Source organism: Clostridium luticellarii, from assembly GCF_002995845.1.
In the GTDB taxonomy this organism is placed as follows: Bacteria; Bacillota; Clostridia; order Clostridiales; family Clostridiaceae; genus Clostridium_B; species Clostridium_B luticellarii.
Genome location: NZ_PVXP01000076.1, coordinates 1 through 13,920 on the forward strand (window position 1 = coordinate 1; position 13,920 = coordinate 13,920).

11 protein-coding genes are annotated in these 13,920 nt (G+C 32.7%); 10 read left to right on the forward strand and 1 reads right to left on the reverse strand.

Going from position 1 to position 13,920, the window contains the following annotated elements; all coding sequences use genetic code 11:
- The first annotated feature begins 288 nt into the window (after positions 1-288).
- From CLLU_RS15920 to spoIIR, 7 genes are all read left to right on the forward strand, one after another.
- A complete protein-coding gene (locus tag CLLU_RS15920) occupies positions 289-1,104 on the forward strand; it encodes a cyanophycinase (RefSeq protein ID WP_106010763.1) in 816 nt (271 codons plus the stop codon).
- A gap of 250 nt (positions 1,105-1,354) precedes the next feature.
- Complete coding sequence (cphA, locus tag CLLU_RS15925; RefSeq protein WP_106010764.1) at positions 1,355-3,979, forward strand: cyanophycin synthetase; 2,625 nt, start codon at positions 1,355-1,357, stop codon at positions 3,977-3,979.
- Between the two features lie 192 nt (positions 3,980-4,171).
- Positions 4,172-5,014: a 4-(cytidine 5'-diphospho)-2-C-methyl-D-erythritol kinase gene (gene ispE, locus CLLU_RS15930; RefSeq protein ID WP_106010765.1), complete on the forward strand. Its 843-nt coding sequence runs from the start codon at positions 4,172-4,174 to the stop codon at positions 5,012-5,014.
- Positions 5,015-5,198: 184 nt separating this feature from the next.
- Complete coding sequence (locus tag CLLU_RS19485) at positions 5,199-5,393, forward strand: CLC_0170 family protein (RefSeq protein ID WP_106010766.1); 195 nt, start codon at positions 5,199-5,201, stop codon at positions 5,391-5,393.
- 14 nt (positions 5,394-5,407) lie between these two features.
- Positions 5,408-6,865 carry a spore germination protein gene (locus CLLU_RS15940; protein ID WP_106010767.1) on the forward strand — a complete coding sequence of 486 codons (1,458 nt, stop codon included), beginning with the start codon at positions 5,408-5,410 and terminating at the stop codon, positions 6,863-6,865.
- Positions 6,866-6,927: 62 nt separating this feature from the next.
- Entirely contained in the window at positions 6,928-9,183 is a 2,256-nt protein-coding gene (locus CLLU_RS15945) for a Ger(x)C family spore germination protein (RefSeq protein ID WP_106010768.1), read from the forward strand.
- An 82-nt stretch (positions 9,184-9,265) separates the two neighbouring features.
- A complete protein-coding gene (spoIIR, locus tag CLLU_RS15950) occupies positions 9,266-9,919 on the forward strand; it encodes a stage II sporulation protein R (RefSeq protein WP_106010769.1) in 654 nt (217 codons plus the stop codon).
- Between the two features lie 136 nt (positions 9,920-10,055).
- Here the strand turns inward: spoIIR and CLLU_RS15955 are convergent, their stop codons facing one another.
- Positions 10,056-11,300, reverse strand: coding sequence for an MGDG synthase family glycosyltransferase (locus tag CLLU_RS15955; protein ID WP_106010770.1), 1,245 nt, complete (start codon positions 11,298-11,300; stop codon positions 10,056-10,058).
- A gap of 218 nt (positions 11,301-11,518) precedes the next feature.
- On the opposite strand from CLLU_RS15955, the gene ypeB reads away from it, so the two are divergent.
- The 3 genes from ypeB (at position 11,519) to CLLU_RS15970 (ending at position 13,897) form a co-directional block, all read left to right on the forward strand.
- Positions 11,519-12,889, forward strand: a complete 1,371-nt coding sequence (gene ypeB, locus CLLU_RS15960; protein WP_106010771.1) for a germination protein YpeB — start codon at positions 11,519-11,521, stop codon at positions 12,887-12,889.
- A 130-nt stretch (positions 12,890-13,019) separates the two neighbouring features.
- On the forward strand, positions 13,020-13,460 hold the full coding sequence (locus tag CLLU_RS15965) for a YwiB family protein (RefSeq protein ID WP_106010772.1): 441 nt from the start codon (positions 13,020-13,022) through the stop codon (positions 13,458-13,460).
- Between the two features lie 128 nt (positions 13,461-13,588).
- Entirely contained in the window at positions 13,589-13,897 is a 309-nt protein-coding gene (locus tag CLLU_RS15970) for a ribose-5-phosphate isomerase (RefSeq protein ID WP_106010773.1), read from the forward strand.
- Positions 13,898-13,920: the final 23 nt, after the last annotated feature.

Below are 13,920 nucleotides of genomic sequence, written 5' to 3' on the forward strand. Positions count from 1 at the left end.
GAAGGGAGAAGGAGTTTCCTAAATTAGAGCCCAAATCTTTGATTTGGTGCGAATCGCTTACTCATTCGACCGAAGGGAGAAGGAGTTTCCTAAATTAGAGCCCAAATCTTTGATTTGGTGCGAATCGGTTAAGCAGACATACAAAATCTTTGATTTTATATTTGAATATAGTTTGAACTCTGAGCGTTGCATAATTGACTATTTGATTGTGCAAAAGCTCTTTTTTTGTGCATAATAATTAAGAATATGGAAAAAATATAAAATATCCGCAAGAGAGGGTGCATAATTTTGAAAAAAAAGACAGAAAAAAATTTGATAATAATAGGAGGAGCTGAAGACAAGACCGGCGAAAAAAAAATATTGAAAGAAGTCTGCAGTAGATTGAAGAAGCAAGAGGATACACTCGTTGTTGCAACTATTGCATCCGAAATGCCGGAGGAGCTAGGAGATGAATATAAAAAGATATTTCAAGAATTGGGAATAAAAAATATAAAGATATTGACCATAAGGAGTAGAAAAGATGCCTTTGATATAAACAATATAACTCTTATAGAAAATATTGCACTGATGTTTTTCACAGGAGGGGATCAGCTTAGGATAACAAGCCTTATAGGAGGTACTCCTCTGTATGCCAAAATTCAAGAATTATACCGGGAAGGATGTACTTTTGTGGGAACTTCTGCAGGAGCTTCTGTTATGAGTGACACTATGATAATAACAGGCCCTGACGAGGAGTCTCCTAAAAAATGCACTTTAAAGATGGCACCGGGCCTGGGGTTAATAAAAGGTGTAATTATTGATCAGCATTTTGCACAGAGGGGCAGGATAGGAAGGCTTCTTGTGGGAATAGCAGAAAATCCCCAGAGCCTGGGTATCGGCATAGATGAGGATACGGCAATTATGGTTAGAAATAGTGATGAATTCACAGTGATGGGTTCAGGAGCAGTTTATGTAATAGATGGTTCGGATATAGGCTATAGTAATGTATCAGAACAATATCCCGAGGAAATATTATCTATATTTAATGTGAGATTACATGTACTTAAATATGGAGATAAATTTAATTTGACGAATAAAATGCCTTATAATACTAAAGAAATTTGATTTGGTGATTTGTAAATGAAAATAATTGAAAAATCAGAAAATAGGTCAAATAGATATAAGGGAGGAGTCGGAGAAAACCGTTAAATCAGTAGAAGGCATAATGAATAGATGCTGATATACCGTTAGTTAAACGGGATTTTAAGCCCCTGGAGTATCAGACCAAATGAAAGTAGCATATGCAAAATCAGATACTATGAATGGGGAAGTAAACATCAAGTATGTGTTTACGTAACGGGCAGTATACACAAAAATGAAAATAGATGATTTTAGAGTTTTTGAAGGAAGAAATATATTTGCTCATAAGAAATGTATAAAGATGTCTGTGGATTTGGAGGGATATAGTGATACACCAACTAAGGATATAAGTGAATTTAATAAAAGACTGTTGGAAATCGTACCAGAGTTGAACCAGCATAGATGCGGTATAGATGAAGATCATGGATTTAAAAAAAGGCTGGAAGAGGGAACTTATTTGGCTCATGTTTGTGAACACATCATACTTGCCATTCAGAATAGTCTGGGTATTGATGTTTGTTATGGAAAGGCAAGAGAGATAAGTGGTGAAAAATATTATATAATATACGAATATATATATATAAATACAGCATTGGAAGCGGGTAAAACAGCCGTCAATTTAGTGAATTGTCTGATAAAGGGATCGAATTATAAATTTGAAGAGGCTGTAGGAAAGTTAAAAAGAATTCTAAGGAAAGAAGAAATTGGACCCAGCACGTTCTCCATAATATCAGAAGCCAAAAAGAGGGGGATACCTGTAACCAGAATTGGAAACAACAGTGTATTTCAATTGGGATATGGAAAACACAGCAAAATTATAGAGGCCACTATATCCGGTAATACTTCAGCTGCCGCTGTGGATATAGCCTGTGACAAGATATTGACTAAAGAGATATTGAAAAATCAATGTCTGCCTGTGGCGGAGGGGGGGAAGGTTGATAGTTTGGAAGAATTATTGGATTTTATCGATGAAATAGGATATCCAATAGTTTTGAAACCCTGTTATGGGAACCAGGGTAAAGGAGTATTTGTAAACATAAGAAATAAGAAGGAAGCGGTAAATGCCTATAAAATATTGTCAGAGAAGTTTGACAATATAATGTTGGAAAAAAATGTAGAAGGAAGGGATTTTAGAATATGTGTGGTAAACGGTAAGGTAGTAGCCGCCGCAGAAAGAATACCGCCTTATGTTGTAGGAAATGGAACGAAAAGTATAATTCAATTGATAGAAGACATAAATAAGGACAGCATGAGGGGAGAAGGTCATGAAAAACCTTTAACTAAAATAAAAATAGATGATGAGTTGAAGGCTTGCATATTTAAAAATAATTATAAATTGAATAGTATTTTGCCCAAGGGAAAGAAATTGGCAGTAAGAGAGAATGGAAATTTATCTACAGGAGGAACGGCTGTAGATTGTACTGATTTAATATGTAAAGAGAATATAGATATATGTGAAAGGGCAGCAGATGCAATTGGTTTGGATATCTGCGGCATAGATATATGCTGCAAGGATATAAGCAAGCCCATGGTTAGGACCGGTGGAGCCATAATAGAGGTAAATGCGGCACCGGGTATTAGGATGCACCAGTATCCCAATAAAGGCAAGGACAGAAATGTTGCAGGATCTATAGTAGATATGTTATTTCCTGTGGCTGAATCCATGCCTATAGTTTCAGTTACAGGTACAAATGGTAAGACTACCACTACCAGGCTCATTGCACATATATTGAGCAGATATGGATATAAAGTTGGGATGACTGTTACAGGAGGCATATATATAGACAATAAATGTATATGTAGAGGAGATACTACAGGCTATTACAGTGCCAAATCCATATTAAGCAATAAGAATGTAGAAGCAGCAGTGCTGGAAACTGCAAGAGGAGGAATAATAAAAAAAGGCCTTGCTTATGATTTGGCAGATGTGGCGGTAATAACGAATATAACTGAAGATCATCTGGGCCTGGATGGAATAAATACAATGGAAGACCTGGCCTATGTAAAGGCTTTGGTTGGTGAAGCTGTAGCTGAAAGAGGATATGTGGTTTTAAATGCAGATGATTTAGTGAGTTTGAGTATAATTGACAGAATAAAGAGCTCTATAATTATGTTTTCTAAGGATAAATATAATGCAACCCTCAGAAATAATATAAATAGAGGAGGGTGTGGTATATATGTAGATGATCATATTATGTATTTTGAAAAACAGGGGACAGTAGTTCCCATAATAAAAGTTGAGGATATAAAAATATCCCTAGGAGGAAAGCTAACCTATAATATAGAAAATGCTATGGCTGCTTGTGGAGCTGCAATTGGCCTTAATATAGCTTATTCCGTTATAAAAGATGGATTAAAAAGTTTTTATGGAGATGCTTCTTTTAACCCAGGAAGATTTAATATCTATAACTTAAAAGGAGTAAATGTAGTTTTAGATTATGGACACAATATAGAAGGGTACAAAGCAGTTATAAAAGGTGCTCAGAAATTCAATTGTAAAAGAATGATTGGAGTTATAGGTGTACCAGGGGACAGAACTGACGATAGTGTTGAAAAAATAGGTCAGATTGCAGGCAGCAGTTTCGATTATATATATATTAAAGAAGATATGGATAGAAGAGGCAGAAAGCCTGGAGAAATAGCATCAATTCTTAAAAAGGGTATAATGAAAACTGGTTTTGAACCAAAAAGAGTAGAGACTATACTGGATGAAAAGGCTGCACTGGAGAGAGCAATAGATACGGCAAAGCGAGGAGATTTGATAATAATATTTTTTGAGAAGATGGAACCTTTGGTGAAATTGATAAATAGAAAATCGAAAGAAGAAAATAGAAAGGTTGGGCATGTGGCTATGATATAAAAAATAAAGCTGTACTTTATGATAAATATGGATGGAGATGTGCAGGCGGAGATCTTAAAAGTATAGCTTTAATTTAAAAATAGTATTATACTATTTTAGAACGCACAACGGAGAATTTTATCTTTATTTAGAGAGAAAAGTGGTCTTAATTAGAGCGGCAACCAAATAATTTTGAAAGTAGTGAGAATAAATATGCTTGTAAAAGCCTATGCCAAGATAAATCTTTCTTTAGATGTGATAGGAAAGAGAGAAGATGGATATCATCTTCTAAGAATGATAATGCAAACAATAGATTTATATGATGTATTGAGAATATACAAAGCTCAAAATGGCATACATGTGAGCTGCAATAAAAATTATGTGCCTTGTGACAGCAGAAATCTGGCATATAAAGCAGCAGAGTTGTTTATCAATAGATATGATATAAAAAATGGGGTTAATATAAGAATAGTTAAAAATATACCAACATCTGCAGGACTTGCAGGAGGAAGTGCAGATGCTGCAGCAGTATTGAAAGCCATGAAATATATATATGCTCCTGGAATACATGACAGTGAATTACTCGAGCTGGCATTGAAAATAGGGGCAGATGTTCCCTATTGCATCATAGGCGGTACTGCTCTATGCGAGGGTATAGGAGAACTAGTCACCCCTCTTGCCCCGTTTAAAGATCACATATTGATATTGGTTAAGCCTTCTTTTGGAGTTAGTACCAAGGAAGTATATAGAAGTTTAGATATACATAAAATAATAAAACATCCTGATACAAAGCTGTTGATAGATGCTGTCAGTAGGAATAGGCTGGCTCTGCTGAGCAAAAACATGAAAAATGTTCTTGAAAATGTAACTTTAAAGGATCATTTTATACTAAGGGAAATAAAAGAACAGTTGATTGATTTTGGAGCTTTAGGGGCGATGATGAGCGGAAGTGGTCCAAGCATATTTGCTTTTTTTGATGATATGCTAAAAGCACAAAATTGTTATGATAAGATGAAAACTAAATATAGGGAAACTTTTATAACCAGGACTATATGAAAAAACTTTAAGGCTAAGAGTAATGTTAGCATACATAAAAAGATTGTTTCAAAAATTTTGAGACAATCTTTTTATTTTCACTCTAAACTCAAGAATCACTTGATGAATAAATGAGCGGGAAAAGGTAAAGAATAATTTAGAAATATTTTAAGTTAGCTTGAGAAAATAGAAAGAGGGAAAATATGTGAATATAGTTCACCTATTTAATAGGTACTTTTTTGTACTTATGATAATTCAGGGGATTTTTTTAACATTTATAGACTATAAAAGATTTAAAAAAAATAAATTAAAAAAATCAGCTCTGCAGTCTAGAACAATTGGAATACTTTTTTTGATATTTTCAACTTTGCTGTGTTTTCTTTCAATTTACTACTTTTAAGGGAGGTGATAAAAGTGGAAGAAGAGGTGAGAAATTTTATATCTCCTAAAGTTGATGAAAATATAGAGTATTTAAAGGAATTATTTAAAGATAATTCAGATATGGTTTTTAGAGAATTTTACATAGGAGAAGTTAAATCTGCAATAGTGTATATAGATGGCATGGGGGATAAAATGCTTCTGAATGATCTATTACGAGGTCTTATGACTAGATACAGATATGTAAAAAATGTAAGTATGATAAAAGAGAGATTGATAACCGTATCTGACATGAAAGAATTTGACGATTTAAAAAAAGGAATAGACCTGGTGTTATCCGGAGAAACGTTGATGCTTATAGAGGGTTTGAGGAGCTTTTATGTGCTTGCAACCAGAGCATGGCCTGCAAGAGGAATATCTGAACCATCTGGAGAAACGGTTTTAAGGGGATCAAGAGATGGTTTTACAGAGACTTTGAGATTTAATACTGCCCTAATACGAAGGAGGATAAGAGATACAAGGTTAAAAATTGTACCAAAGCCTTTGGGGGTGAGATCCAAGACAGATGTAGTAGTGATGTACATAGACGATATAGTAAATTCAGAAGCATTGAAGGAACTTATGGAAAGACTGGATAACATAAAAATAGATGCTATTTTAGACAGCGGTTATGTAGAACAACTTATAGAAGACAGTAAATGGTCTTTATTTCCTCAAATTCAAAGCACTGAAAGGCCTGATGTAGTGGCATCTGCATTATATGAAGGAAGGATTGCAATAATAGTGGATAATTCTCCCTTTGCAATTATAGTACCCACTACCATGGCAAATCTATTCCAATCACCAGATGATTATTATCAGAGATGGATATATAGTTCAACAATAAGAGTGATAAGGTTTATATCTATAATTATTACTTTGATAATGCCCGCTTTTTATGTTGCTGTAACTTCTTTTCACACCGGAATAATACCTACCAGGTTAGCATATTTTATTGCAGCTTCAAGAGAAGGAGTACCTTTCCCTGCTTTTATGGAAGCCATAATTATGGAATTGAGCTTTGCCCTGCTTCTGGAGTCTGTAGCCAGACTGCCTAAATCAATAGGAGCAACTACTGGAATAGTAGGAGGCTTAATTATAGGTCAAGCTGCAGTTCAAGCAGGGATAGTGAGTCCTATAATGATAATAATAGTTTCTGTTACAGCCATAACAAATTTTACTACTCCTAATTATGAGATGACTTCAGCATTTAGAATGATTAGGTTTCTTCTTATAATTGCTGCAGCTGTGGCAGGACTCTATGGCATTATGATCGGCCTTATACTTACCTTGATACATCTTGTAAGGCTTAAAAGCTTTGGAATATCATATTTATCTCCTATGGTAAGTGAAAACAGCAGTGATTTTAAGGATATGTACCTCAGGGCACCTATTAATTTTTTCAAAAACAGGCCCAAATATATGAATACCAAAGATAAAGTGAGACAAAAATAGCTGAAGCGACAAATATGCAGCCTATTTATATTTTCAATTAGATATTTTAAGAAGGTGATTATATGAGGGATAGAGATTTTATAACTAATTTTGAAATATTTTCTACAATAATAGTAACTGTCATAGGTGTAGGTATATTTTCTCTGCCAAGAGAATTGGTGAGTACGGCAGGCACTGATGGATGGTTTGTGACTATAATGGCGGGAGTTGGAACTTATTTTTTGCTCTATATGGCCTATAAAACTATTAAATCCAATGGATATAATAAGCTTAGCATAATACTTGAAAATAATTTTGGAAAAATATTAGGTGGAATTTTAGCTGTTATATTTGTGGTATACAATGTATTTGCCATATCAATTGGTATGAGAATATTTGTAGAAGTTATAAAAATGTATCTCCTTGAAAAAACACCTACAGAATTTCTGATAGTTGTAACTATATTCTCAGGAATTTATCTTGTGAGAAGTAAGCTGGAAAATTTAATAAAGTTCAATGAAGTTTCTTTCTGGATAATGTTTATATCATTGGGGATGATACTGATATTTACTTTGAATAAAGCTGATTTCAGCAACATACTCCCTGCATTTTCCAATACACCCTATACTTATCTGGTGTCACTTAAAAGTGCAGTCTATAGTTTTGCCGGAATAGAGATAATATATTTAATTGGACCATTTATAAAAAATAAATCTTACATAAATAGGACAGCTTTAAAAAGTATCTTATTTATAACAATATTTTATGTGATAGTTGTGGTATTTTCATTAGCTATATTCTCTAAAAAACAGACGGAAATTTTATTGTGGCCCACCATAACTATGATAGATTCCATAAATATAAATGGAGCTTTTATAGAGAGATGGGAAGGTATAGTTATGGCAATGTGGGTCATGTTCTATTTTACAACGTTTTCGAATATATACTATTTGTCTTCTGACATAATAAAGGATGTGTTCAGACTGGGAGATATAAATCTTTCGTCAGCTTTAATAGCACCATTTATATATGTAATAGCTTTATATCCACAGAATATAGCAGAGATCTATGATATAGGCAATAAATTTATACCGCCTCTTTTCATATATAGTCTTATTGTACTGCCTATATTCATACTTTTGTTTGGAAAAGTCAGAAATACAGGCAGCAGAGGAAAGGCCATATTTCTACTTCTAATCTGTATTGTATTAACTGGATGCTGGGATAAAGTTGAAATAGACAGGGTACATCTGGTATCAATAATTGGGGTAGATGCAGGTGCTGATATAGGGAAAAAAAAGGAGGTAATGGACATAAAACCTACGGATCCATTGACTTCCGTAGATCTAAAAAAATTTCATGTAACTTTTGGCATACCTGATTTGAGTAAGTTGGAACCGGGTAAGGGGGGAATATTACAGGATAAATATATAAATGTAGATGGGTATTCAATTCAAGATGCGGTAAGCGGTGCCATAGCCAAAAGCAGCAGATCCATGAGGTTTAGTCATACAAAAATATTGGTACTTGGAGAAAATCTAATGAAATATCCTGAGTCAGTAAAGGAAGTTATTGATTACCTTCAAAGGGAACCTTCCTTAAATAGGAATATGTACATAGTAATGTCAGATGGAGATGCAGAAAAATATATAAAATTTAATACACCTGCAGAAATGAGTGTTGAAAATTATATATTGGGAATGGTTGAAAGTGATCTTAAAAATAGCACGGTGATTCCTGTAACTTTAAATGATTTTTTAGTTCAGATGAGTGAGAATGGAAATAGTATAGTACCTAGGATTGTTATGGATAAAGATGATAAAAATATAAAAGTGTCAGGGACTTTTGCCATAAAAAGCTTTGCTCAGAAAGGAGTCTTGAATTCGGAACAGACTTCGGATATAGAGCTGCTAAAAGGTATATTGAGAGGCGGAAAAAAGGTTATATATCTTGATGAACATCCTGTTGATATAAGAATTGATAATGTAGACAGAAAGATAAAAATGGTTCAAAGAAATGGTAAATTGGTATTTAACGTAGATCTTTATATAGAAGGTCAAATAAAAAATTACTATACCGATAATGAGGCTTTATCTGTAAACAAGTTAAATCAAATTCAGCATGATTTCAATGAATCCATAGGGAAGGAATGCAGAAATGTAGTGAAATATACCCAAAAAGATCTGCAGGTTGATCCCGTAGGATTTGGGGAATATGTGGAGAAGTATCATCCTGATGTATGGAAACAAGTAAAAAATAATTGGGATGGCACGTATAAAAATGCAGTTATAAATATAAATGTAAATACAAATATAAGGAGAATTGGTGCAACAAAATAATTACCCCACGTAGTGAATATAACTCAAATATATGTCAATAATTACTAATAAGTTAGAATTATTGAAAAGTGGGGATGAAATTATGAAAAAAGTTTTATTGATATTTAGTGTAGTTGTTCTAGGTATATTTACTGCATACTATTTTTTAAGCGAAGTGAAAAATAATCAGCTGCAGAGTGACATGGCATCTAAAATTATAAGATTTCATGTTATAGCAAACAGTGATTCAGAAAGTGACCAAGCCCTTAAATTAAAGGTGAGGGACAGGGTACTGGAGTATATGGCTCCTAAACTGAAAAGCTCAAAGGATGTAGAGGAGTCCAAGAAAATTTTGGAACAGAATAATGGAGAAATATTGAAGATAGCCAGCAGTGAAATAAGCAGAGAAGGATATAGCTATAAAGTTGAAGGCACTTTGTCTAAGGTTAATTTTCCTATAAAAACTTATGGAAATATAACTCTTCCTCAGGGACAATATGAGGCTTACAGAATAATTATAGGTAGTGGACAAGGACAAAATTGGTGGTGTGTTATGTTTCCGCCACTGTGTTTTGTTGATATTACGAAAGGGCAGGTGTCTTATGCGGAAACGGAAAATGACATGAAAAAGGTTCTGACACCAGAAGAATATAAAATGGTGGATAATACCTTAATGGGATCAAATAAGAAAAAAAATATAAAATTAAAGTTAAAAATACTGGAAGTATTAAAAAACATGAAAGAAAAAAATAACTGAAATTGAGGTGTATAGTATTTTTGAAAATACAGTAAGCATACAAGTGGGTTCTACAGATATTAAATTTTAACTAACAGATATATATATAAAACCCATATTCTGATAAATCCCAACTTGTATTATAATTAAAATATTACTATTGGTTTCCTGCAAATAATTTTTGGGCAGTTTCAACAAAATACTTTTCAGCGGATTTAAAAAATGCTTTAACAGTATCTTTGTTTTGATACTTTCCTTCCCATTCCAGCTCTCTCCCAGCTGAATTTTTTTGAATAAGCCAGCTTATCAAATTGAATATATCATTTATGGCATAGGGTTTAGCAAATTTACTGCAGTTTTCACTTATAATTTTCAATTCATTCCTTGAGTTAAGGAGTTTTTCAATATTCTCACTGCATTTGCTGATATCAGTCAAATTTACTGCTAAATTATTTTTCAATAAAAATTGAGCATTTTTTTCTTCCTGACCGGGTATAGGAGAAAATAACCCCAAAGGTATTTTACATATCAATGCTTCGGCAATAGTAAGTCCTCCTGGTTTGGTCAAAAGGAGATCACTAGCCTGCATATATTTGTTTACCTGATCAGTAAAACCTATAATTCGAGTTTCTTTTGAGGAAGATATTTTGAGTTTCAACAGTTCTGAATAGAGTTTTTTGTTTTTACCGGTTATAATTATTATCTGAATGTTTTCATTTACTTTATCCAGTTGTTTGTATATATCTGCTATTTTGCCGAGCCCCAAACTTCCCCCCATAACTAAAATAGTAAATTTAGATCGGCATAATTTTAAACTCTTTAGTGTGCTGTATTTATCATAACTCATATTGAATTCAGGTTTAACGGGGATGCCTAAATTGTATATTGTATTTTTGGGTATTCCCTTGGATACCATTTTATCTATCATGTCTCCATTAGAAATTATGTAGGCATCTATACAAGGCTGCAGCCAGGAACTATGAGAATAATAATCAGTAATTACACACATGCAGGGTATATTTACATGATATTTTGATTTCAATACGGACAGCATTTCTGCAGCAAATGAATGAGTAGCTATCAATATATCAGGCTCAAACTCATTTACAAGAGGAAGCAGTTTATAAGTCATAGCTAGAATAAGTTTTGAGCTTATTGTAGTTGTAATTGTATAATCATCCTCTGAATTGCTGTACAGCTTTCCATATAGAAAAGGGGATACCTTTAAAGATTTTAAATAGCTGCCTATTACCACCTTATCTATTATTGGATTTATATATTTTAAAGTATCAACAATTTTTACCTTTGATTTTACATCTCTCAAGGATATGTAGTTTTTCAGTGCCATAGCAGCGTTTCCATGACCGCCTCCGGCAGATATTGAAAGAATCAAAACTTTCATCTAATCACCTTCTGATTAAGTATTACTCTTATTATATAAAATGTAGTGATAATAATAAACTCATTTAAAGAACTTTTAAGAAAAAATTAATAATACATAAAATAGTATTGTCTTTTATGATCATTATTAAACGATAATACATAACAATTGAATAAATGCAAATAATATAAACAAATTGAAGAATTATAAAATTCTCTGTGAGAAAGAGGTGCAGTTTTGTGAAAATTGCAAAAAAAAGAATTATATACACTGCCTTGGTGATTTTGATTGTAGTTTTTTCAAGTACTTTTGCAGTTCTTATGACTCTTGAAAGAAATGATTATAGAAATTATCTTCAGGGGGAATATGGCAAAAGTATGTATGAACTTATAGATGCAGTACAAAATATAAGAATAAATTTGACAAAAGCAGCCATAGTGGGATCAAAGGAACAGGCAATAGTTGTTTTTGAAGAGATATTCAGGTATTCAGGTATAGCCAATGACAAATTACACTCTCTGCCGGTAGATCAGCCAACCATATCCGATACCAGCAAGTTTTTAAGCCAGACCGGAGATTTTTGTTATAATTTAGGCAAATTATCCAGCGAGGGGAAGCAGCTGACGGATGAAGATTATAATAGTATAGAAAGATTAAAAAAACAATCCGTGGTTTTGGAAGCACAGCTGAAAGCCACATCTGATAATATAAACCAGGGAAAAGTGAGATGGGGTGAAATAAGAAAAAAGATCACTGGAGCATTTGCCAAAGGCAGTGACAATTCCATATCTGAACAGTTTCAAGGTATGCAAAAGCAGATAATTCAATATCCTGCACTCATCTATGACGGACCATTCTCAGACAATGTGCTTCAGATAAAACCTAAAATTAATTCACAGAAACAGATTTCCCAGGCTGAAGCTCAAAAAGTGGCTGAAAAAATAATAGGTAAAGAAAAAATAGAAAGCATAAATGTATCTTCTCTCAAAGGTAAAGCTGATATAGATGTATATAGGTTTACTGCTGCTCTTAAAGGAAGGGTTAGGAAAGAAGACAGAATCATATGTGAGATAAGCAAAAGAGGGGGAAAAATATCTTATTTGATAGATGACAGAGCTGTAAATAATAGCTCCATGAATACAAAAGAGGCTGTAGATATAGGATCAAAATATTTGAAAAACTTAGGATATGATAATATGATACCTACATATTCGCTTAGGTACAATAATATAGCAGTTATAAGTTATGTATATAGTCAAGATAATATATTGATGTATCCGGATCAAATAAAATTGAAAATAGCTCTGGACAATGGAGGTATTGTTGGAATAGAGGCAGATAAATACTTAATATCCCATAGTGAAAAGAGAAAAATAACTAATCCTAAAGTGAGTTATGAGGAAGCTAGAAAAAGAGTTGGGAAAAGACTGAATATAACCAGTGAGAGATTGGTTGTAATTCCTACGGAAACTAATAATGAGATATTATGCTATGAATTTTCAGGAAATTATAAAGGTGATAATTTCAAGGTTTATATAAATACTCAAACTGGATATGAAGAAAGAATAATTCAAATAATTAATACTCCAAATGGTGAATTAACCATATAGTTTATCCGGAATTTAAGAATTACTTAATATTTTAGGGAAGGCTGTGTTTAACTGAAAAGATAATTTTTTGGTTGAGCACAGCCATTTTGTTATATAATATAAAATTAGAAGGGAAGGTGAAAATTTAATCATGAAGAAAAAGGCGATTATATCTGTATCCAGTAAGCAGTCCGATAATGATGAAGTTATAGAGGTGGTTACTCCCGGGGATTTTTATAAAAAGAATGATTCATATTATGCTATTTATAATGAGACCAAATTATCCGGAATGGAAGGTACTACTACTACTTTAAAAATAAAAAATGATAAATTTTCTCTTATAAGGATGGGCAGTACTAATGCAAATATGGATTTTAATAAAGACAAAAAAAGCAGAACTATGTATAAAACACCTTATGGAGCTGTGGAGATGAAAATAAAAACCAATGAAATAGACATAGATGTAAATGAAAATGGGGGGAAAGTAGTAATTAATTATAGTATGAGTTTAGCTGGACAAATTGCACAGGATACACAATTGAAGGTGAATATAAAAACTCAGGAAGGACAGAAAACAGAGGACAGAGAATAGAAATAAAAGCTTATTACCCTACTCTGGATTCTTAGCTTAAAATTTTATTTTTTATTATTTTGGTTTAAAATTTAAATATTATGGCAATTAATTAAATATATACAGAATATAAAAGAGAGGGTATATAGATGAAAAGATATTTTAATGATAAAGAAAAAGTGTATTCTAAGATAATAAATATGCTGTGTAAATATCAAGGATTGTCTAAAAAGGAACTGCTGAGTATCCTAAAAGATGAATCCTGCAGATATTTATTCTTCCTACTTGTGAATAAATACGAATGTTATGATTTGGATATATTGAAAAGAGATTTTCCCTCTGTAAACAAGAATAATATGAAAAATAACATAAAAAAGGCTAAAGAGAAATTATTGTTAAATAAACATATAAGAGATATGTATTTTGAAGCAGAAGAGGTAATAGATAGAGCAAAATAAAGAATTAAAAGCATAAAAAAACT